Source organism: Thioalkalivibrio sp. HK1 (assembly GCA_000583135.1).
GTDB lineage: Bacteria > Pseudomonadota > Gammaproteobacteria > HK1 > HK1 > HK1.
In genome coordinates this window covers 29,965-52,761 of the sequence record JFBG01000036.1, presented here as the reverse complement: position 1 = coordinate 52,761, position 22,797 = coordinate 29,965, and the positions used below count along the sequence as shown (strand labels likewise).

Annotated in this window: 19 protein-coding genes; 2 read left to right on the top strand and 17 right to left on the bottom strand. The window is 59.4% G+C overall.

What is annotated here, in order from left to right:
• Positions 1-32: 32 nt before the first annotated feature.
• From BF99_RS0110310 to yjgA, 12 genes are all read right to left on the bottom strand, one after another.
• Positions 33-1,286: an MFS transporter gene (locus BF99_RS0110310; RefSeq protein WP_025770800.1), complete on the bottom strand. Its 1,254-nt coding sequence runs from the start codon at positions 1,284-1,286 to the stop codon at positions 33-35.
• A 48-nt stretch (positions 1,287-1,334) separates the two neighbouring features.
• Positions 1,335-2,312 carry a pyridoxal-phosphate dependent enzyme gene (locus BF99_RS0110305; protein ID WP_025770799.1) on the bottom strand — a complete coding sequence of 326 codons (978 nt, stop codon included), beginning with the start codon at positions 2,310-2,312 and terminating at the stop codon, positions 1,335-1,337.
• Between the two features lie 153 nt (positions 2,313-2,465).
• Complete coding sequence (truD, locus tag BF99_RS0110295) at positions 2,466-3,551, bottom strand: tRNA pseudouridine(13) synthase TruD (protein ID WP_197019103.1); 1,086 nt, start codon at positions 3,549-3,551, stop codon at positions 2,466-2,468.
• 84 nt (positions 3,552-3,635) lie between these two features.
• Positions 3,636-4,112 carry a 2-C-methyl-D-erythritol 2,4-cyclodiphosphate synthase gene (ispF, locus tag BF99_RS0110290; protein WP_025770796.1) on the bottom strand — a complete coding sequence of 159 codons (477 nt, stop codon included), beginning with the start codon at positions 4,110-4,112 and terminating at the stop codon, positions 3,636-3,638.
• Between the two features lie 134 nt (positions 4,113-4,246).
• Positions 4,247-5,032, bottom strand: a complete 786-nt coding sequence (gene ispD, locus BF99_RS0110285; protein ID WP_025770795.1) for a 2-C-methyl-D-erythritol 4-phosphate cytidylyltransferase — start codon at positions 5,030-5,032, stop codon at positions 4,247-4,249.
• Positions 5,025-5,312 carry a septum formation initiator family protein gene (locus tag BF99_RS0110280; RefSeq protein WP_025770794.1) on the bottom strand — a complete coding sequence of 96 codons (288 nt, stop codon included), beginning with the start codon at positions 5,310-5,312 and terminating at the stop codon, positions 5,025-5,027. Before BF99_RS0110280 ends, ispD begins: the two co-directional genes overlap by 8 nt.
• Positions 5,313-5,382: 70 nt before the next feature.
• Positions 5,383-6,771, bottom strand: coding sequence for a phosphopyruvate hydratase (eno, locus tag BF99_RS0110275; RefSeq protein ID WP_025770793.1), 1,389 nt, complete (start codon positions 6,769-6,771; stop codon positions 5,383-5,385).
• Between the two features lie 165 nt (positions 6,772-6,936).
• Complete coding sequence (gene kdsA, locus BF99_RS0110270) at positions 6,937-7,818, bottom strand: 3-deoxy-8-phosphooctulonate synthase (protein ID WP_025770792.1); 882 nt, start codon at positions 7,816-7,818, stop codon at positions 6,937-6,939.
• A complete protein-coding gene (locus tag BF99_RS0110265; protein WP_025770791.1) occupies positions 7,815-9,608 on the bottom strand; it encodes a CTP synthase in 1,794 nt (597 codons plus the stop codon). The genes kdsA and BF99_RS0110265 overlap by 4 nt, the downstream gene beginning before the upstream one ends.
• 103 nt (positions 9,609-9,711) lie before the next feature.
• Positions 9,712-10,989 (bottom strand): metal-dependent hydrolase family protein, encoded by a 1,278-nt coding sequence (locus BF99_RS0110260; protein WP_025770790.1) that lies wholly within the window; start codon positions 10,987-10,989, stop codon positions 9,712-9,714.
• 331 nt (positions 10,990-11,320) lie between these two features.
• Complete coding sequence (locus BF99_RS0110250) at positions 11,321-11,938, bottom strand: GNAT family N-acetyltransferase (RefSeq protein ID WP_025770789.1); 618 nt, start codon at positions 11,936-11,938, stop codon at positions 11,321-11,323.
• A gap of 394 nt (positions 11,939-12,332) precedes the next feature.
• Positions 12,333-12,947, bottom strand: a complete 615-nt coding sequence (yjgA, locus tag BF99_RS20700) for a ribosome biogenesis factor YjgA (protein WP_025770787.1) — start codon at positions 12,945-12,947, stop codon at positions 12,333-12,335.
• Positions 12,948-13,121: 174 nt separating this feature from the next.
• On the opposite strand from yjgA, the gene pepN reads away from it, so the two are divergent.
• Positions 13,122-15,833 (top strand): aminopeptidase N, encoded by a 2,712-nt coding sequence (gene pepN, locus BF99_RS0110230; RefSeq protein WP_025770786.1) that lies wholly within the window; start codon positions 13,122-13,124, stop codon positions 15,831-15,833.
• Between the two features lie 141 nt (positions 15,834-15,974).
• On the top strand, positions 15,975-16,268 hold the full coding sequence (locus BF99_RS0110225; RefSeq protein WP_025770785.1) for a hypothetical protein: 294 nt from the start codon (positions 15,975-15,977) through the stop codon (positions 16,266-16,268).
• Positions 16,269-17,220: 952 nt separating this feature from the next.
• Here BF99_RS0110225 and BF99_RS0110205 read toward each other — a convergent pair.
• The 5 genes from BF99_RS0110205 to BF99_RS0110175 form a co-directional block, all read right to left on the bottom strand.
• Complete coding sequence (locus BF99_RS0110205) at positions 17,221-18,585, bottom strand: glutamine synthetase family protein (protein ID WP_025770784.1); 1,365 nt, start codon at positions 18,583-18,585, stop codon at positions 17,221-17,223.
• Positions 18,586-18,869: 284 nt separating this feature from the next.
• Positions 18,870-19,919 (bottom strand): TRAP transporter substrate-binding protein DctP, encoded by a 1,050-nt coding sequence (gene dctP / locus BF99_RS0110190; protein ID WP_025770783.1) that lies wholly within the window; start codon positions 19,917-19,919, stop codon positions 18,870-18,872.
• A 95-nt stretch (positions 19,920-20,014) separates the two neighbouring features.
• Positions 20,015-21,340 carry a TRAP transporter large permease gene (locus BF99_RS0110185; protein WP_025770782.1) on the bottom strand — a complete coding sequence of 442 codons (1,326 nt, stop codon included), beginning with the start codon at positions 21,338-21,340 and terminating at the stop codon, positions 20,015-20,017.
• Positions 21,337-21,912: a TRAP transporter small permease subunit gene (locus tag BF99_RS0110180; RefSeq protein ID WP_197019102.1), complete on the bottom strand. Its 576-nt coding sequence runs from the start codon at positions 21,910-21,912 to the stop codon at positions 21,337-21,339. Before BF99_RS0110180 ends, BF99_RS0110185 begins: the two co-directional genes overlap by 4 nt.
• A gap of 5 nt (positions 21,913-21,917) precedes the next feature.
• A complete protein-coding gene (locus BF99_RS0110175; protein ID WP_038098024.1) occupies positions 21,918-22,733 on the bottom strand; it encodes an N-formylglutamate amidohydrolase in 816 nt (271 codons plus the stop codon).
• Between the last annotated feature and the right edge of the window lie 64 nt (positions 22,734-22,797).

Here is a 22,797-nt window from a genome sequence, read left to right as displayed (position 1 = left end):
CACTATTCGATATAATTCCCTTTCGAAAGGCTTCAAGTCGCGCGAGGGGTGTGGGACTCGCGCGCTTCGGGCGAGACTGACGATTGTGCGGGGAGGACGATTCTCCCCTTGTTCGGCAGCAACAATACCGCGATGAAGATCATGCCGGCGGCGATCGACATCACCGCAAAAAGGGTGCCGAAGCCCTTGGTGGCATGGATCCAAGCGATCAGCGGCAGGGTCGTGGCCATCACCGAGAAATTCACGATATAGCGAATCGAGTAGGCCCGGCTTCGCCACTCGCTGCGAGCGATACGTCCGATCAAAACATCGTTGATCGGGATTTGCCCGAAGACCGCCAACATGAAGGCGGTCGACACGAGCAACGCCATCGGGCCGGTGAGATTGATCATCAGCAAAAGAAAGAGGGCTTGGGTGGCGGCCACGAAGGCGAAGATGGTACGCACGGAGTGGCGATCCAAGAGATAACCGATCACCAGCTGGGCGAAGGAGGCCACGGCGAAAATCACGAAGGCGTAGGTTCCGATCTCGGTGGCGGAGGCGACGAAGCCTTCGAGCCTCTCTTCGAGGATTTCGGGCAGGGCGAAGGTGCCGCTTTGATAGTTGAGACCGCCGATGGCGGTGGTGAAAACGATGATCGCAAAGACCCGCACCAAGGTCTTGGGGTCGATGGCAATGGACTCGGCTTGGGCGGCGGGCTTGGAAATGCCCTCTCGGAGATCGGATCGGTCTTGCTTGGGCTTGCGCAAAAAGATCCCGTAGGCGACTCCGATGGCGATGGTGATGATCCCGGGCACGACGAAAGCGCTGCGCCAGCCGGCATTGTCGATGAGAAATCCGGTGATCAGCGCCGCGCACGCCACCCCGAGATTGCCGAACACGCCGTTGATCGCAAGCGGGATCCCGGTATGCCGGCGCCCTTGCACCACCATCGCCAACCCCACCGGATGGTAGATCGCGGCGAAGACCCCGATAGCGAAAAGCCCGCCGGCGATCTGCAAGGGAGTTTGGGCCAAGGCGGTGGCGATCGAGCTCGCCCCGATGCCGACGAAAAAGATCACCATCATCCCTTCCCGGCTCCACTTATCCGCGATCCAGCCCACCGGTATCGAGGCCAGGCCGAAGGCGGCGAAACCCGGGGTCGCCAAGGGAATCAACTCCGAATACTCCATCCCCCACTCTCGGGAAAGGCGCAAGGCGGCGACGGTTGCGAAGATCAACATGAAAAAATGATCGAGGAAATGCCCGATATTGAGGAAGAGAAAATGAATGCGGTCGCGGTTCATTATTCGCCTCGAATCGCTCTTTCGACTTGGTAAGGGGCGGGCGGGGGATCAAGACATCGATGGCGCCGATGGCGACCATGGCAGGGCATCGAGATCGACATTGCCCCCGCTCAAGATCACCCCGATGCATCGGCCGCGCAAGTCATCCCGGCGCGCCGACAGCGCGGCCAGAGCCACCGCACTCGAGGGCTCGACGACGATCTTCATCCGCTCCCATAAAAAGCGCATGGCCTCGATGATCGCCGCTTCGGAGACGGTCACGATCTCATCGACCCGATCGTGGATGATCGAAAAGGGGATCTCGCCGATCCCGGCGCGCAGCCCGTCGGCGACGGTCGATACCGAAGCCGAAGGATCGACGATCCGTCTGCCGGCGGCGAAGGATCGAGCGGCATCGTCGGCCTGCTCCGGCTCCGCCCCCCAAACCGATATCCGCGGGCTTGCAATCGAGGCCGCAAGCGCCGTCCCCGCCAATAATCCACCGCCTCCGACCGGGGCCACCAATCGATCCAGATTCGGCACCTGCTCCATGAACTCCAAGGTCGCGGTGGCCTGCCCGGCGACGACCTTGGCATCGTCGTAGGGATGCACCACAATGCGCCCCTCGTCCTCGACCATGCGGGCGATGGCCTCCTCCCGGGCCGCCTGGGTCGGGGCGCATTCGATCACCTTCGCCCCATAAGCCTGTACCGCCGCGCGCTTGGCTCGATTGGCGTTGGCGGGCATGACGACCTTGGCGTCGGTCCTTGCCATTCCCGCAGCCAGGGCCACCGCGGCCCCGTGATTCCCCGATGAATGGGTGACGACACCGCGGGCCAAGGCTTGTCGATCGAGACCCAATATCGCATTGAGCGCTCCTCGAAACTTGAAGGCCCCGCCCTTTTGAAAATTCTCGCATTTGAAATGCACCTTGGCCCCTACCCACGCATCGACGCTGCGACAATCGAGCACCGGGGTTCGATGGGCTTTGGCCGAAAGACGAGAGGCGGCGATCCGCACGTCTTCGATGGTCGGCGATTCGTTCAATGATCTTCACCTTGGAGGTTGACAAAGCGTTCGGCCCGAGAGCGCCGTTCCGAGAGCGCATCGCAAAGACAGGCTCGAACGTCGATTATCCACAGGTTCCGGCCTGCAAGCGACGATCGGCGCCATGGCGCTCTTATATCGCCGGGGATCCGATCAAAGATGGCCGGGGCCTTGCACCTTTCGGCCTCTAAAGGCTTCGAGAGCGAAAAGGGACCCGATGAGGACGGTGGCATAACTACCCGGAGGCAAATCGAAAGAAAGATGCGCCCGATCGCCTTCCAAACGCACTTCGAGATTCCGGGCGAAGACCCGCAAAGCCCGGCGAGCCTGATCGACCCGCTCTCGCTCCAAGCCTCGGCAAAGGGCCCAAGAATCGGCGACGATGCGATCCTCGACTTTTAGGGCCTTGCCTTGGACAAGCCGCCGCCCCCTTCCCCATAAAGGACCGGTGGGATGGATCTCTCCGGCTGAAAAGCGCTCGATCATCGATTCGTCGATCTCCGGCGCCGAGAAAACGCTTTTTCGCCCTTCGAGCATCATCACATCCCCGGGCAGCAGATCATCGGCACCCTCGGTGCGCGCTGCAAGCACCCGATTGAAAACGAAGGACCGGGCGGCGGATAGGGCAAGGGAACGCCGGAAGCGATCTTTGATGCGCCGACGGCGGATCAGCAGATCTTCGGCCAAGCGCAGATTGGATCCATCGATTCCGAAGCGCTGAGCGCCGAAATAGTTCGCCATCCCCCGTTGCCGCAACCCTTCCAAGCGCCGCTGAAAGCGATCCTCGTTTTCGATGAGAACCTTGCGCAGCACGATCTCGAAGCGATTGCCGAGCAAGGCTCCCCGCCGGAGTTTGCGCGAATGCGATGTCGCCTCCAGTACCGACAAGGCATCCGATTGCAGCCGCTCCCACGCCGGATGGGGACGATTGGCAAGGTCTACGCTGAACCACTGCGTCGCCACCGACACCCGATCTTTCATGCCCGCAAATCCGACCGCCGAAGGGGGCACCCCCGCCAATCGGGCCAGCGCATCGGCGACCTCGATGGTATCGAGGCGACGCTTTTCGATCTTCAACCACGCATGGGATCCGCTTCCTTGCGCTGTGAATTTCGGGATCTCGACGACCCGAAAATCCTGCGCATCGTCGGATAGCCGAGCCCTTGCCGGGGGCGGTTCGCCCGCGATCGATCGCCCGAAAGAAAACGAGGGGTCGGTGCTCGGCATGAGGGATTGCATCTTTCGCATCGCCTCTTTCGGTGGGCGAGGGAACGGGGAATCAAGACCTGCGGATCGAGAGGAACGATCGATGGGAATCGACACTCAAGAACGAGCCCGGATCAGGACCACCGCATGCGCTGCGATCCCCTCTTCCCTCCCGGCAAAACCCATTCCCTCAGTGGTCGTGGCCTTGATATTGAGGGCGGATTCCGAGATCCCCAGATCCGCTGCGAGCCGGCGACGCATCTTTGGCAAATAAGGCGATAACCTGGGCACTTGGGCGATCAATGTGGCATCGACATTGGCCGCCTCCCACCCGAGATCGCTCAGCATGGCGACCGTCCGGCGCAGCAAGATCCGGCTGTCGATATTTTCGAACCGACTATCGCTATCGGGAAAATGCCGACCGATATCGCCTTGTCCCGCCGCCCCGAGCAAGGCATCGCATAGGGCATGGATCAGGACATCGCCATCGGAATGCGCAGCCAATCCTCGATCGAATTCGATGGCCACGCCGCCGAGGGTGAGGTCGGTCTGCGCCGAGAAGCGATGGGCATCGTAGCCGTGGCCGATTCGAATGGCAGTGGTCGATTGCATGGCGCGCAAGGTCGAATGGAGATGTTCGAATGACGAGAATCGAATGACGAAGATCGAATGGCAAGGATCGAATAGGGAGACGGCGGATTCGCTCGAGGCTTTTCGCTCTCACTCACTTAAGAAGGGCTCGTCTTCGATGCTTGCAGCAGCGCGGCGCAAAGGGCGAGATCATCGGGCCATGTGATCTTGGGGTTCGGAGCCAGAGCCCGAACCAGTAACGGATTCGCTCCGGCGAGTTCCATCGCCGTCGCTTCGTCATTGATCTCCTTCCCCGCCGCCAAGGCCCGATGGTAAGCGCGGTACAAGGCATCCATGGGAAAGACCTGCGGGGTCAGTGCGCACCATAGCCGGCTTCGATCCACCGTGGCCTCTATCCTCGACGCCCGAGTCAAGCTCTTGGTCTTTCGATGGGGAAGTGCGCTTCGCTTGAGGGTATCGCGCACCGGCTCGGCGAGCACCGCACCGCTCGGATGGTTTCGGGCGGCTTCCACCACGCGCTCGATATCGCCCAAGGACACGCAAGGGCGCACCGCATCGTGCACCATCACCGGATCGTCGGGGGCGCCGAGGGAGCGAAGACGCTCCAACGCCGCCATCACCGAATGCGCCCGCTCCGCTCCTCCATCGACCCGCATCAACCGCCCCGCCGTCGGTGGTTCGATGGATTGCGCCATCGCTTCGAAATCGGGATCGCAAGCGGCGGTGGCCACCGCGATTCCTGCAAGGCCGGGGGTTTCGAGCAGGCGGGAGAGAACCCAGGCGATGACCGGCCGACCGGCCAGAGGAAGATACTGCTTGCGCTTTTCTCCCCCGAAGCGATCCCCGCTCCCCGCCGCCGGAACGATCGCCCAAACTCGCTGCGCCGCCCCGGACACGCTCGGCCTTTTCGAAGGATCACTCATCCACGATTCGATAGAAGATCTCGCCTCGACGGATCATCCCGAAATCGTGGCGGGCCCGCTCTTCCACCGCATCGGATCCTTCTTTGAGCTCGTGGACCTCGACCGAAAGCCGCCGATTGCGCTCATCGAGCCTGTCGTTCTCCTCTTCCCCTTGGGCAAGCGCAAGTTCGAGGCGATGCAGCTCGCGCATTCCGTCATCGGCAACCCACAGGCGATACTGCAACGCCCCGGTCAATGCCAGCAAGGCAACGATGATCGTCCGAAAAAGAAACATCGACATCGGTGATGGATCCCCCAAAGCCCTTTTTTTGCAAAACCGGCATCGGCAAGATTTGAAATATCCGTATCGTTCAGCGCATTTCAAGCGCCCCCCGAGGGGCGAATGCCGCCATGCGGGGATAGTACGCGCCTTCGGCTTTCGCAAGATCCTCTTCGATACGAATGAGGCGATTGTATTTCGCCACCCGATCCGAGCGGGAAAGCGATCCGGTCTTGATCTGCCCGGCGGCGGTGGCCACGGCAAGGTCGGCGATGACGGTATCCTCGGTCTCCCCCGAGCGATGCGAGATGATCACCGTGTAGCCCCCCGAACGAGCGGTCTCGATGGCCTTCAAGGTCTCGCTCAACGTCCCGATCTGATTGAGCTTGATCAGGACCGAATTGGCGATGCCCTCTTCAATCCCCCGAGCGATGGTGGCGGGACAGGTGACGAAAAGATCGTCTCCGACCAACTGAATCCGATCCCCCAAGCGATTCGAAAGAATTCCCCAACCCTCCTTGTCATCCTCGGCCATGCCGTCCTCGATCGAGACGATCGGATAGTTTTTCGCCAGATTTTCGAGCCAAGCGGCGAATTCCCCGGCGTCGAGGATTCGACCCTCGCCTCGAAGGTGGTAACGCCCCTCCTCGTAGAACTCGGAGGCGGCGACATCCAATGCCAGATGGACATCGCTCCCGGCGGCGTACCCCGCTTGCTCGATGGCTTCGAGGATCAGCTCGATCGCCTCTTGAGAGGATGCGAGCGCCGGCGCAAAGCCACCCTCGTCCCCGACGGCGGTGGTCAGACCGCGCTGCGTCAAAGCCGCTTTGAGCGTTTGAAAAACCTCCGCCCCGCAACGAACCGCTTCTCGCAGATCGGCAGCGGCCACGGGCACGATCATGAACTCTTGAATATCGAGAGGGTTGTCGGCGTGGGCGCCGCCGTTGAGGACATTCATCATCGGCACCGGCATCGTCTTGGGATTCGAGGCGGTGCCCGCAGATTCGCTATCGCCTTCGCTATCGCCCCGGGATTCAGGCGATCGATCATCCGATCCATGGCGCGCAAGCGAGCGATAAAGGGGCAGGCCCTCGACTTCGGCCGCAGCTTTTGCGCAAGCAAGGGAGACCGCAAGGATCGCATTGGCGCCGAGAACGCTCTTATTGGGACTGCCGTCGATCTCGCACATCCGCTCGTCGATCAGCGCCTGATCGAAAACATCCATGCCACCAAGGGCCGGGAGGATCGTTTCGCGGATATTGGCAACCGCTTTCAGCAGTCCTCGCTTTTGATAACGCGCCGGATCCCCGTCTCGCAACTCCAACGCCTCTCGCCGACCGGTGGAGGCGCCGGAAGGCACCGCCGCCCGACCGCGAAATTCGACGCCGGCGGCATCTTGCACGAGCACGTCGGCTTCCAAGGCGGGATGACCGCGCGAATCGAGAATCTCGCGCGCCACGATATCACGGATGATGCTCACTTTGACAAGGACTCCTTTGAAAGGGAATTTTGAAATGCAGCGACGAGAACGCCCCATTCCCGACTCGGGCGGAATCGATGGTTCGAAAAGGACATTCAAGAAAAAGCATCCGAGAAACAATCAGTCCGGGATGCAAGTATCTCGATGAAAAAAATCACGGCCATATCACCGGCAGCCTTCTGCCTGCAGCCTTCGAGGGCGCAAATCATCCTCGGGCCGAGAGCGGGATTTGACCACCTCGTCGATGGCGATCAAGGATTCGAGCAAGGCTTCCATCCGATCCAAGGGCCAAGCGTTGGGGCCGTCGCTCAAGGCGCGATCGGGATCGGGGTGGGTTTCCATGAAGAGACCGGCCACTCCGGCGGCGACCGCAGCGCGCGCCAACAAGGGCACGAATTCGCGCTGCCCCCCGGAGCGCGTTCCCTCGCCGCCGGGCATCTGCACCGAATGGGTGGCATCGAAAATCACCGGGCAGCCGGTATCTCGCATCACCGCCAACGCCCGCATATCGGAGATCAGGTAGTTATAGCCGAAACAGACCCCACGCTCGCAGACCATGATTCGCCCGTTGCCGACCGCCTTGGCCTTGGCCACCACCTGCTGCATATCCGAGGGTGCAAGAAACTGACCCTTCTTGATATTGACCGGCTTGTTACAGCGGGCGGTGCGCTGGATGAAATCGGTCTGACGACATAGAAAAGCCGGGGTCTGGAGCACATCGACCACCGCCGCCACCTCGTCGAGCGGGGTATCTTCGTGGACATCGGTGATCACCGGCAATCCCATCTCGGTTCTCACCCGCTCGAGGATCCGAAGCCCGGCTTCGATTCCCAAACCACGGAAACTCTCGTGCGAACTGCGATTGGCCTTGTCGAATGAGGATTTATAGACGAGATCGATGCCTTGACGCTCGGCGATACGGGCCAAGGTCGCAGCGCTTTCCAAGGCCAAGGATTCCGATTCGATCACGCAAGGCCCGGCGATCAGGAAGATCCTTCGATCGTTGCCGACCTCGAAGGGACCGATATCGACGAGGCGATCGTTCATCGATCCGAACTCGTTCGCCGCTTAGGGGTCATCGATCGCATCTTTGGCTTTGGCTTGGGCTTCGGCGGGCTTCTGTGGGCGCCGGCGCTCGACTTCTCTTCGGCTTCGGATGGCGTCTTGGCGATACCTCGCCCGTCGCCCGGATCTTTCTCGACATGAGCGCTGCGAGCGGCTCGATAAACGTTCGCAGCCTCGACGAAGCCGCGAAAGAGCGGATGACCGTCTCTCGGGGTGGATCGAAATTCGGGGTGGAACTGACAGCCGATGAACCACGGATGATCCGGCAGCTCGACCACCTCCACGAGGGTGCCGTCGGTGGTTTTGCCCGCAATCCTCAATCCCGCATCCTGCAGGAGATCCATATAGGTATTGTTGAACTCATAACGGTGGCGATGGCGTTCGCTGATGATATCCTGCTCGTAGAGGGAGCGAATCCTCGATTTGCGCCGCAGCCGCACCCGCTGCGAACCCAAGCGCATCGTCCCTCCGAGATCCGATTCCCCGTCCCGGCGCTCGACCGTGCCGTCTTTCCCCGTCCATTCGGTGACCAGCGCGATCACCGGATATTCGGTATCGGGGTCGAACTCGGTGCTGTTGGCGCCTTCGAGCCCCGCCCGGTGGCGGGCGTATTCGATCACCGCCACCTGCATCCCGAGGCAGATCCCCAGATAAGGCAGATCGTTCTCTCGAGCGTAGCGGGCGGCGAGGATCATGCCCTCGATCCCGCGCTCACCGAAACCGCCGGGCACCAAAATCGCATCCATCCCCGCCAGACAATCCGTTCCTTTTCGCCCGACGCGCTCGGAATTCACATAGCGGATATCCACCCGAGTGCCGGTATGAATGCCGGCGTGAATCAAAGCCTCGCTGAGCGATTTATAGGATTCGGGAAGATCCGTGTACTTCCCCACCAAGGCGATGCGTACCTGTCGTTTCGTATTTTCCAGCCCCGCCACCACCGCATCCCATTCGGTGAGATCGCTCGCTGCGGTCTCGAGCCCGAACTGTCCCGCCACCAGATCGTCGAGCCCTTGCTCGTGCAGCATGCGAGGAATGCGATAGATACTGTCGGCGTCGACGCAGTTGATCACCGCCCGCTCCGAGACATTGGTGAACAGGGCGATCTTGCCGCGCTCCGCCTCCGGCAAGGGTTGGACGGAACGACAAAGAAGAATATCCGGCTGGATGCCGATCGAGCGCAGCTCCTTGACCGAATGCTGGGTGGGTTTGGTCTTGAGTTCGCCGGCGGCATCGACCCAAGGAACGAGGGTGAGGTGGATGAAGAGCGATTGCCGCTCGCCGAGTTCGATCCGCATCTGGCGAATCGCCTCCAAGAACGGCAGGGATTCGATATCGCCCACCGTCCCCCCGATCTCGACCAGACAGACCTGCGAATCCCCCGCCCCTTGCCGAATGCAGGCCTTGATCTCGTCGGTGATATGCGGGATCACCTGCACGGTATTGCCCAAATACTCGCCCCGCCGCTCCTTGCGCAGCACGTTCCAGTAAATCTGGCCGGTGGTGAAGTTATTTCCCCGGCTCATGCGCGGACGAATGAAACGCTCGTAATGACCGAGATCGAGGTCGGTCTCCGCTCCGTCCTCGGTAACGAATACCTCGCCGTGTTGGAGAGGATTCATCGTCCCGGGGTCGACGTTGATATAGGGATCGAGCTTGACGAGGGTGATGCGAAGCCCTCGCGCCTCCAAGATGGCGGCAAGAGAAGCCGAGGCGATCCCCTTGCCGAGTGATGAAACGACGCCGCCGGTGATGAAGATGAAACGTGACATCTTTATAAGAACCCGCCTTGGAAGGTCGCGAACCGACCTCTCGGACGGGAGCGAAGATTAACAAAACTCGCCGACAACGGCAAGCCAAGACCCGAACGACGAGTCAGGAGGGAACGATCCCGAGCATGGATTGCCCGGGGGCGCGAGGGTCTTTGTAGCGAACACCGTCTTTCATGACCATGACGATCTTGTCGGGGTGTTGCAAGAGGCCGACATCCACCGTCGGATCGCCGTCGATCAGCAATAGATCCGCAAGATAGCCGACCTCGATGCGACCGATCCGATCCGCCATGCCCATCAATTCCGCACCCACCGACGTAGCGCAACGCAAGGCCTCAGTAGGCGAATAGCCGAAATAGTTGACGAAATGCTCGATATCGCGCGCATTTTGCCCCATGGGAGTGAGGGCGAAACCGTAGTCCCCCCCGATCACCACCCGCAGACCGCGCTTGCGGATCTCTTGATAGGTCGCAACGCAGGCATCGAATTTGCGCGGTAAGTGAAAAGCCTCCACATCCGCCTTCGACATCCCGTAGGCCTCTCCTTCTTTGACGCAGTTATGCACCAAGCCGAAGGCGGGGCCGACGAAGCAGGTTTGCTTCGCACTCTCGAGCATATCCAATGCCTCCTCGTCGGCGAAATCGCAGTGGTAGATGCAATCGATGCCGTATTTCACCGCCATCTTCACGCTTTGAGACGAGCGGGCATGGGCCACGGAGGTCTTGCCGAAACGCCGAGCGACCTGAACGAAGGCCTCTAGCTCGTCATCCTCGATCGGGGTGATCTCGGCGCGGGCATGGGCCACGAATTCATCTCCGGAGATATTGATCTTGAGATTGTCGACGCCGTCGCGAACGCATTCTCGAGCCACCCGACGCATTTCCGAGACGCCATCGGCGACAAGACCGAAACTCTCCTGATAAAGATGTCGTTTTCGCTCGTCCCCCAAGCCTGCGGTCACGGTGATCTCGGGGCTTGCAGCGCGGATGCGAGGACCGACGATGATCCCGGAGTCGACGGCGTTTCGCGCGGCGACCCCGAGCAGAGGCTTGGCGGAGGCGGCTTCGAAGATCGAAGTGAATCCGTGATCGAGCAACAGTTTCAGATTGCGCGCATAAAGCAGTGCATGCTCTTCGGGGCCGATCGCCCCCAGATCCGGTGGGCTGACGATGCCGGTGAAGCTGGGATGGCAATGGCCTTCCACCATGCCCGGCATCAAGGTCATTCCGGTACCGTCGATACGATCCGGCGGCAACTCGTTCGGTGTCGACTTGCCTTTATGAATCGCTTCGATGGAATCGCCCTCGACGACCACCGTCGCATCGAAAGGCCGCTCCACATCCGCATCCCAAACCTTGGCGCCGACGATTGCCAAACCCATGGTTTTTCCTCCTTATCCATTCATCGAACCGGATTGGATCGAATCGGATCGAATCGAACCGGATCGAGTTCGAACGAGCCCGTCGACGAATCCTCGCCGCCGAAACCCTCGCTTGTTTTTTCGATTGTCGGATGGTTATACGAGATCCCCCGCGCGAATATCCCGAGCCGAGGATGCGCAAGATCGCCGATATTCTAAACAGAGTATGAAAGGATTGCTCGTCGAACGCACATCGCCGTTCAAGCCGCTCGATCCGCCAACCGACGAGGGCGGGTATCCATCCATCGGCATCGTTATTCCAAAGGACCTACCCCGAGGGATTGACAAGACTTCAAATATTCTGCGTACCTTTCATCGATCGTCGGATGTCTTTTTGCATCGTCGACAATCCGGAAAAACCAAGGATGCTTGCAAGCCATGCAAGATCCACCCTCTTGATAACGACGAAGCCTTGGCGCCGATAAAGCCGGTAGGCTCCTTCGTTGGCATCGACGACATCGAGCCGGATAGTTCCATAGCCTCGGGTTTCGGCGTAGGCGGATAGCTCTTCGAGCAACCCGGTGCCGATTCCCTGCCCTTGCATGGCGGGATCGACCGCAATGCCGTCCATCAGCAATTCCCGGGGGTTCGGTTTGCGCTCGAAAAAGGCGAAGACCGAGATCGCCCTAAGCATCCCGATCCAACCCAGATGACGACGAAGGATCGACACGGTGATACCGCTCGTTAAGGATCCTCCACGGTGATGGAAGCCCGCCAACCCGACGACCCGGCCTCGATACATGGCGGCGATCGCCCGAGAAGGGTCGAAGCCCTCGGCCAGCACGGCGAGCCGTTGCGCCTTGTCGGGGATCGCGACCGCTATCTTTTCGCCGAAGGCAGCATCGTAAACCCACGCCGAGCGCTGCCGATCCTCGTCGGCGAATCCGATTCGATAACAAATGTTCGCCACCTTTTTCCATGCTCCCTCGTTCGTAAAGCTCCCGATAAAGGGCTTGCCTTGCCCACCCGATTCCCTTGTGGCAAATCGATATGAAACTATCCATGACGACACCTGTAAAGAGATACGATCTTTGATACGATCTTTTCGACATCGAGCGTCTCATCCACTCGCTTAGATCGCCGCCGACGAGCGTCGATATTCATACTCTCCGGCCGATGGATCGACAGGATCGGCTTGTTCGAACGATCCCTGTAAAAGTATAAGAATTCGCTATCGAATCTCTCCATATAAATCCGTTATATGAACGATAGCCGGCAGATATCGACAACCGACTCGAAAGCATCGCTCTATCGATCATCTCATCGATCTATCATGGCCGTTTGATCCAAGTCACCAGTTTGGGTCAGGTCTCCAAGCCGGATCGCACGAGAAAGCGAAAGAGCCGTCTTCGATGTTTATCACCTCCCTTTCGAGCGGCGACTTCTTGTTCGACTTCCTGTTCGACACCCTGTTCCACATCCTGCCCGATCTCTTCTTGTCCGGCCGCTTCGGCTTTTCGCTCCCGGCGAGCGGCGAGGATCAGCTGTCGTAGATGCTGCATATCGATATCCTGGCTGCGCTCATGCAGATCCGAGAGGGCTTCGTCGCCCTCGAGCAGCGCTTGGAGCAAGCGCTCGAGGCGAAGATGGCGCGCTCTTTCCCGCCAGCCGGGATTGCGCACCTCCTCCAAGGCTTGGGCCACCGATTCCTCATCCCCCTCCCGCAGCAAACGACCGATATAGCGAATCTGCCGCCGACGGGCGATGCGCACCAGACCTTGGGCATCGGCGATCGCCGCCTTGAGCGCCGGCCATAGCGGCAGGCGCGCAAGATTCGCCGCCGAAAGGTCGATCAGCGCCTCGCCCAAGGCCTGCGAGCGATGCGCATCTCGCTTGCGTTGCGATTTCGACGGCGTCGATGATGGCACGGGCGATGGCACCGACGAGTCGGCGGCGGGTCGGATCGCTTTACGAGGCATCGACGTTCAATCGCATCGAAAAAGGGTCGAAAGCCCGGCACGCTGCGCAACGCAAAGCGTACGACATCCGCCCACCCGGCGCCTCGCTCATCGATGAAGCGCCGGCTGAAAGGAGAAACGGTATCCGCAATATAATCATCGTTCTTTATTTCCCCATCCCGAGAGACCTTGACCATGGATTTCGTCGCCGAGACCAACGATTCCGCCGAGCCTGCGAAAGCGACCGGCACCAGACTCGAAGATTACACCCCGCCGCCCTTTCTCGTCGATACGGTATCGCTCGATTTCGCCTTGGATGATGAATGCACGCAGGTGCACTCGTCGATGAGCATCCGACGCAATCCCGCTGCCGCTCGCCATGCGGATTTGGTGCTCGACGGAAAGCGGCTGAAAACCCTGTCGGTGCACCTCGATGGGCAAGCCCTTGCCGACAATCGCATCGCGATCGGAGAAGAAACGCTGACCGTGCACGATGTCCCCGATACTTTCACCCTCGCCACATCGGTGGAAATCCAACCCGGGAGCAATAAATCCCTCGAAGGACTTTATGCATCATCGGGCAATCTATGCACCCAATGCGAGGCCGAGGGCTTTCGTCGCATCACTTGGTTCTTGGATCGACCGGATGTCATGGCCCGCTATCGAACGCGGCTAATCGCGGATGCAAATCGCTATCCGATATTGCTATCGAACGGAAACGATGTCGAGCGCGGCACCTTGGATGATGGCCGCCATTTCACCGTCTGGGAAGATCCCTTCCCCAAGCCATGTTACCTCTTCGCGCTGGTGGCGGGGCGACTCGAATGTATCGAGGATCGTTTCAAGACCCGATCGGGACGCGATATCACGCTTCGCATCTATGTACAAAAGCATAATATCGATCGCTGCGATCATGCGATGGATTCCCTCAAACGCGCAATGCGCTGGGACGAGGAAGTATGGGATCTGGAATACGATCTCGATACTTTCATGATCGTCGCCGTGGACGATTTCAATATGGGGGCGATGGAAAACAAAGGCCTCAATATTTTCAATTCCCACTATATTTTGGCGCGCCCCGATACCGCCACCGACCGGGATTTCGCGGCCATCGAAAGCGTGGTCGCCCATGAATACTTTCATAACTGGACCGGCAATCGCGTTACCTGTAGAGACTGGTTTCAGCTCAGCCTCAAAGAGGGATTGACGGTTTTTCGAGATCAGGAATTTTCCGCCGATATGTCATCCCGAGCGGTAAAGAGAATCAAAGATGTGCATATCATGCGCAACCATCAATTCGCCGAGGATGCAGGTCCGATGGCGCATCCGGTGCAGCCCGATGAATATCAAGAGATCGGCAATTTCTATACCTTGACGATCTACCATAAAGGCGCCGAAGTCATCCGCATGATGCACGCGCTGATCGGCCAAGAGGCCTTCAAAGCCGGGATGCGTCTTTATTTTCAACGACACGATGGTCAAGCGGTCACCATCGACGACTTCGTGAGATCGATGGAGGATGCCTCCGGCACGGATCTGAGGCAATTTCGGCGCTGGTATCGCCAAGCCGGAACCCCGACCCTCGATATCCGCACCCGTCATGACGAGGCGCGCTCGGAATATCGCATCGAAGTGCATCAGCACACCCCTGCAACCCCGGGGCAGCCGGAAAAATCCCCGCAACATCTACCGCTGCGCATCGCCCTTTTTGCAAAGGACGGTCGCCCCTTGCCGCTTCATTGCGAGGCCGCCGCTTTGTCCGGGGAGTCGGAAGCGACGCTCGATATCAAAAACGAGCGCGAGGAGTTTCGTTTTTCGAATATCCCCTCCCCTGCGGTGCCTTCCATCCTGCGCGGGTTCTCGGCACCGGTGAAGATCGAGATCGAACGCAGCGACGACGAACTCGTTTTCCTGATCGCCCACGAGAGCGACCCTTTCAATCGCTGGGATGCGGCGCAGGAATATGCGATGCGTCTGATGCTCGAGAGGATCGAGGATCCAAGCCGAGACAGCGCCCCGGGAAAAGCGCCGGAGAAAGAAAAGGACTCGGCCGCCGATTTCATCGACGCCCTTCGTCGCCTGCTTTTGGATCGGAAGATGGATCCGGCGCTGATCGCCGACGCCCTCACCCTGCCCTTGGAATCGAGCATCGCCGATCGCATGACGGATCGGGGACAGCGCATCGCCATCGATGCCATCCACGAGGTGAGAGAGGGTCTTCGCTTGCAGATCGCCTGCCAACTCGCCGACGATCTTTCGAGCGTTCGCAAAGCCTGCCACAGCGAAGCACCCTATCGCTTCGTCGGGGTCGACGTCGGTCGGCGCAGCCTCAAGAACCTGTGTCTCGACTATCTGATGGAGCTGAACGATCCGAAAACGCGCAAGGACTGCATCCGGCAATTCGAAAGCGCGAACAATATGACCGATACCTTGGCCGCCCTTCGATGCCTTGCCAACGATTCCGAAGGAGAAGCGCGCGATCCCTTGATCGAATCCTTCCACGATCGATGGAAAAACGATCCCTTGGTCATCGATAAATGGTTTTCGATACAAGCCACCGGCCGCCGCCCCGACACCCTCGAGCGGGTAGTCGAATTGATGGCCTACCCCACCTTCGACATCACCAACCCCAACCGGGTGCGATCTTTGATCGGCGCTTTTTGTCACGCGAACCAGCATCGTTTCCACGATATCTCCGGCGAGGGATATCGCTTTTTTGGCCGATATGCATTGGAGATCGACGGCTTCAATCCGCAAGTCGCCGCCAGACTCTTCCAAGCCGCAAGCCGCTGGCGCCACCTCGACGATCACCGCAGCGACCTCCTCCGCCGAGAACTCGAGCACGCCCTCGAATCCCCCGACCTCTCGAAGGATAGCCACGAGGTGATCTCCAAAACTCTGGCTTGATCGATATCTCGATCGATACCGACCCGCCTGAACGAGGACGATCGATCCATCGAATCGAGAGGATACAAAACTTACGAGTTTTCGATCGATCACACACCGGATGTTGCGTCTTTCGGAAAATAGATCGGTGTCCCCACCACCTTGGCCGCATCCGGGGAGGAGGGCCACCAAGGGCGTCAGAACATCCCCTGCACCGTCTACTTCGACTGCGGTGCGCAAAAGGATCCGTCTTCGAAGGCCCGCTCCCCGATGCGACCGGCTCGAGGAACGAAGATGCTCGATGCCGAGGATATCGTGCGCCATACCGGCGTGTCGTGGGCCGGCAAGGGGCGTTTGGGTTGCGCCTTGCGCAGCGAGCACACCATCGGCACCCAAGTTTGGACCTATTCGGGGGACGGAGTGTTGGTCAACAACAGCGCTCGCAGCGGGGAATAATCGTCATCGGATGATCGATATCGACATGTCGATGACGGGGTATCGATGACGGCACTGCAAGCCTGGCAGGCATCGATTCGATGATATCGACCCGCCCGCAAAGGGCGGGAACTCGCCGGTCGATGATGATTGCACCTGCATTTCGAATCGAAATCCGACCATCGGCTCAACTGGGCCGAAAGACCCGCATATCGCCCTCGGATCTCCGAGCGCACCCGATTTCGGCATGATTCGGAGGCGATATCGTGAAATCGTCCGTGATCGAAAATCTGCGAATAATGGCTTATCGACTCGAAATTCTTCCGTTTTTGCCCCTTTATGACAGATTTCGAGAGATTCAACCCTTGACATGAAAAATAGAAATAGGAATACTATTTATCAATATATCACATTTTATATTTTTGTCAAATATCCAACGAATCGGCTTTTTCTCCGTCTTTCGGGTCTTTCAACAACGCCGATCAGTATCCGATATTCGATGAAATGACGCCGATATCTCACGATAAAGCGATGAAATGCCGACAAAATGCCCATATCCATCGAAAAAGTGACTGACGGTGCTCGCCAAGTTGCGATTTTCGCTCTTTGCGCGCCAAGAAGGGCTTGCTCGCCGAGCCATGTCAGAGTATCGCACCGGCAATTGCAGCGGGCACTCGGCGAGCGAGGGGATCGGCTCGATAGGTGATCTGTTGGACGAGATCCGGAAAAAGCGTATCGCAGAATCCATGAGGGATGGGAATCTCAGTGCGCCATTTGACCGGCGTCGTTTGAGATGCGCAATTCGAATGCAGGTCGAGGGGTCAATGACCTTTGTCGAGCCCCTCCTTCGGGCTCGAACGAGAGCCATCCCTGCGAAATACCTCTTGCGGGGAAGGACTCGCTCGATAGGCAACCCCCTTATCTTCCTTATTGATCCCTCCCCCATGCTCGTCATTGCCCCCCTCCCCGCTCGTCATGCCCTTTCGAAGCCTCGGGCGACCTCCCAATCGGTCACGACTCGATCGAACTCCTCCTGCTCCCAGCGAGCGCAGCGCCGGTAGTGGTCGATGACATCATCCCCCATCGCGCGGCGCAGCATCTTCGAGCCATCGAGAGCATCGATCGCCTCTTGCAGGGTGCGAGGGATATCCGCCACATCCGGGTTATCGTACATATCGCCGGTTGCCGGGGGCGAGGGCTCGAGTTCGCGTTCGATGCCTTCGAGGCCTGCGGCCAGCAGGGCCGCCTGTCCGAGATAGGGATTGAAATCCGCTCCGGGAATTCGGCATTCGATCCTTATGCCGGGGGTATTCGCTCCGCATAGCCGAAAACCGGCGGTGCGGTTATCCACCGACCAAGCGGTCTTCGTGGGGGCGAAGGTGCCCTTTGCGAAGCGCTTGTAGGAATTGACATAAGGGGCGAAGAACCAAGTGCATTCACGCGCATGAGCGATGATTCCGGCAAGGAAATGGCGCATGGTCTTGGACATGGCGTATTTTCGGCGAGGGTCGTGAAAGGCATTGCCCCCGGCTCGCCACAAGGATGTATGGATGTGGGCGGCGCTGCCGACACGTTCATGATGCCATTTGGCCAAGAATGTCGCCGCATGCCCTTGCTGCCAGGCGATCTCCTTGGTGGCGTGTTTTGCGATGGTGTGATGGTCGGCGCAAGTCAAGGCAGGCGCATAGCGTATGTTCAACTCCTCTTGACCGGCTTCGGCTTCGCCCTTGGAGTTCTCGACCGGGATACCGGCGGCATGGAGGTGATTGCGCAACGGGCGCATCACATGCTCTTCCTTGGTCGTTTGGAGGATATGGTAGTCCTCGTTATAGCCGCTGATCGGCTCCGGATCCCGGTAGCCGGAGCGGCGGATCTCGTCGAGGGGATTGCGAAAGAGGAAGAACTCGAGTTCCGTCGCCATCATCGGCGAGTAACCGGCGGCTTCGATGCGGGCGACCTGCTCTTTCAGGATCCGCCTCGGCGAATGCGGTACGGGTTCGTGGGTATGATGATCGAGGATATCGCATAGCACCATCGCCGTGCCTTCGAGCCAAGGCATGGGGCGAAGGGTCGAGAGGTCGGGGCGCATCGCATAATCGCCGTAGCCCGCCCGCCAACTCGTCGAGGCATAACCCTCCGGGGTTGCCATTTCCAGATCGGTCGCAAGGAGATAGTTGCAGCAATGGGTCTCTTGATAGGCGCTTTCGATGAAATTCGAGACATGAAAGCGCTTGCCCATCAGGCGACCTTGCATATCGACCATGCAAACCAGCACGGTGTCGATGGTCCCTTTCCTCGCCTCGTCCTTCAATCGCTCGAATGTCAACGGTTCGGTCATGGCATGGCCCTGTCGTTCGTTCCATCGGGATAAAAACTCAATCATCGCTTCTTTCTATCTGCCCCGAACAGTCCGAACGCAGGCAAGAATTGCTTGAGCGAGGGCTTGGATGATCGATTGGTCGATCCCTTGGTTTGATCGCATCGAGAATCGTATCGAACGGAAAAATTGCCGATGCCTTCGAGCAAGATCGACATCGCCGGAAAAAACCGTCGGCATCGGGGCGAAGGGTGCCGGATCGGCACCCTTCGCCTTGTTCTTTCGATCGCGCGGATGGCGGATGATCAGCCGTAGCGATAGGGCCGGCCGGCTTTTTGCATGTCGGCGTTGTATTTGCGGAAGATCTCCACGACCTTGGCCTTCGTCGGCGATTCCTTGGCGATCTCGTCCCAAAAAGTCACTGCGGCGGCCTCGACTTGGGCCCATTCCTCGTCGGGAATGGTAGTGAGTTTCATCTTGGTTCCGTTGACGCGCAGGTTGGCTTCGCCGCCCCAATACCACCACTGGCGGTAATAGTGACTTTGGTCCATGCACACCATCAAGAGATGCTTCAAGTCTTCGGGCAGTTCGTTCCAGCGCTCCATATTGGCGAAGAAATGACCGATCCAAGCCCCGGAGATATTGTTGGTCAAGAAATAGTCGGTGACATCGGCCCAACCGACCGTGTAATCCTCCGTGATGCCCGACCATGCGATGCCGTCGAGTTCGCCGGTTTGGACGGCGACCTCGATATCCTCCCAAGGCAAGGTGACCGGAATCACTCCGAATTGGGCGAGGAAGCGGCCGGCGGTGGGGAAGGTGAAGACTCGCTTGCCTTTCAGATCGGCTAACGCGTTGATCGGCTCCTTGGTGGCGAAATGGCAGGGATCCCACGCCCCTGCCGAAATATGCTTGACGCCGACTTTCGAATACTCGGCATCCCAGATTTCTTTCAACCCGTATTGATTGAAGAGCACCGGGACATCGAGCGAATAGCGGCTGCCGAAGGGGAAATAACCGCCGAATACGGTGACCTCGGTGGGAGAGGCCATCGAGTCGTCATCGGATTGAACGGCGTCGATCGTTCCGCGCTGCATGGCTTGGAAGAGTTCGCCGGTGGGCACGAGCTGGTCGGCGAAGAAGAGCTCGATCTGCATCCGATCGCCGGCGATCTTGTTGAAGGTATCGATCGCCGGTTTGACGACATGTTCGGCCAATGCGGCGCCGGCGTAGGTTTGCAGGCGCCATTTGATCGTCGTCTGGGCAATTGCCGGGGCGGCAAGACCGGTGGCCGCTCCGGTGACGGCGGCGCCCTTGATGGCCGCCCCTTTGATGAAATCGCGTCTCGTGGTCATTCTCCGCTCCTTTTTCTCCGGGTTGTCGAAAAGGTGATTGAAATGTGATCTTAGAAGTGATCGGGCACGAGGATCGCCCACGCCCCCGTAGCGACTCATTTTCCGTAAATAGACTCAGGTAGCCATAGCACGATCTCGGGAAAAGCCATCACAAGGGTCAATCCGAAGATCATGACGACCACGAAGGGAATGATCGATCGGTAGATATCCGCGATGCCGATCTCCGGAGGCGACATGGCGCGCATCAAGAAGAGGTTGTAGCCGAAAGGCGGTGTCATGTACGCGATCTGGGTGGTGATGGTATAGAGCACGCCGTACCATATCAGATCGAAACCCAAAGCGCCGACCAGCGGAATATAAAGCGGGGCGACGATCACCAGCATCGCCGTATCGTCCAAGAAGGTCCCCATGGCGATGAAACTCAGCTGCATCAGGATGAGGATCATGAACGGCGACAGGCCGAGCCTTTCGGTGAACAGTCCTTCGATGGCCTTGACCGCACCCAGCCCGTCGAAGACGGCGCCGAAGGCGAGCGCGGCGAGGATGATCCACAAGAACATGCAGGTGATGCCGAGGGTCTTGCGTACCGAGGACTCGAAGACCCGCCGGTTCATGCGGCCCTTGAAGGTGGCGGCGGCCAGCGCCGCCAGAGCCCCGATCGCCGAACTCTCGACCAGCGATGTCCATCCATTCACGAAGGGGATCATCATCGAGAAGAAGATGAACAGGGGCAACAGGCCGGATAGGAGGAGCCGGTATTTCTCGGCCTTGGGCATGGCCCGCTCGTGGGCGCCGAGCGCAGGACCGAGCGCAGGCTCGATGCGGCAGCGTATCCAGATATAGACGATGAAGAGCGTCGCCATCATCAGGCCGGGGACAATCCCCGCAAGCCAGAGTTGGCCCACCGGCTGGCGCGCGATCATCGCATAGAGCACCAAGACGACCGAGGGCGGGACGAGGATGCCGAGCGAGCTCCCGGCTTGGATGACACCGGTCACCATGCGCTTGTCGTAGCCGCGGCGCAGGAGTTCGGGAAGGGCGATGGTGGCTCCGATGGCCATCCCGGCCACCGATAGACCGTTCATCGCCGAGATCAGCACCATCAACCCGATGGTGCCGATGGCGAGCCCGCCGTGGATCCCGCCCATCCAGACATGGAACATGCGATAGAGATCATCGGCAATGCCGCTCTCCGAGAGCACATAGCCCATGAAGACGAACATCGGAACGGTCAGCAGCGGATACCAGCGCATGACCTTGATGGCTTGGGCAAAGGCCAGATCGAAGCCGCCGCGATCGCCCCACAGAGCGAGGGCGGCGATGACCGCAACGAAGCCGATGGCACCGAAGACACGCTGTCCGGTGAATAAAAGCGCCATCATGGATACGAACATCAACAGGGCGATGGCTTCGTAGCTCATGTCTCGATCGCCTCGAGCGCCTCGCCGCGCAGCCGCAAGATGTCCTTGAAGAGCTCCGATAGCGCTTGCAAGAGCATGAGCGCGATGCCGATGCACATCACGACCTTGATCGGCCAAAGATAGGGGCGCCAGATCGTACGGCTGCGTTCGAGCGTTCCGACCTCTTCGCTGCCAAGGGCGATACCTGCGAGAAAGCCGAAGGGCTCGGAGCCGAAATGGCCGAGCGAATAAGCGGTGGAGCCGACCGCACCCCACAGCAGCACCGCCAGATAGACCAGCAAGAAGAGCGCGGTGATGCCGTCCACGAGGGCTTTCTTGCCCGCCGACCAACGCTCGTAGAAGAGATCCATCCGGACGTGAGAGCCCATCTGGATGGAATAAGGGCCGCCGATGAAGAAGTAGGCGATGATCGCGAACTGAGCGGCTTCGAGCGTCCACAACGAGGGGACGCTCGCGATCTTCGTGAAGGAGGACCAAAGCAGGATCCCGATCATCGCGAAGATGCCGTACATCGCGAAGCGGCCGATGCGGTAATTCATGGCATCGATCCATCGGATGTAGGCGCGCAGCATCGGGGTCATCCGCTCGCCTCTTCGGCGGTGCGCTCTCGTAGGGATTGCATCGCCGTGCGCAGCCAGTCGGCGAGCAGGTCGGCGATGAAGGCGATCGACTCGGGGTCTTCGAGCAGGTCGTTTCGCACCTCGATCATGGCGTTGGCCACGCCGTTGGCAAGGCCGTGCACTTGAACGGTATGGGTAACGCCGTCGACCGGGGCATAAGGCTCGTTGCGCCTTGTGATGAATCTCTCGGCGTGATCGATCGAGGCGAGCATCGCATCGGCAAGGCGCGTATCGCGATCGTGCAAGATGCCTATTTCGACCTCGCGGTGCTTCCCGTCGTAGACCGGGGTGAAACTGTGAATGGTAACGAGCGCCCAATCCCGACCGAAGCGGGCGTTGAAAGATCGCGCCGTTTCGGAGATCGCCGAGCAAAAGGGCGTGTAGGCAATGGCCTTGCGCTGTCGGCGGCGGGCATCGTCGAGACCGGCATTGCCGGGGATGAAACGGTGATCGCTCGTCTCGACAATCGCATCCGGGGCATCGAGGGGGCGATTGCAGTCGTAGACCAATCGGGAAATCTCGCTGCGGATCAGCGGGGCATCGAGGCGACGGCCAAGCGCTTCGGCGAGGGCGCCGGCTCCGATATCCCAAGCGATATGGGAGGCGAGCGCATCCTCATCGAGACCGAGGTTGCCGAAGATGGCCGGGATATGGTTCGAGGCATGCTCGCATACGAGCAAAAAGGGGCCTGCGCCCGTCGGGTTGACGACGCTCAAGGGTCGTTCGCTATGGCCGATCTTCCGATCCGGCAAGGGCTTGGCGGGCAACGACATGGAGGGTCTCGATCCTGATTCGATAGGCTTGGGCAAGGCCCGAAGAGCGTCTTCGAGCGAAGGC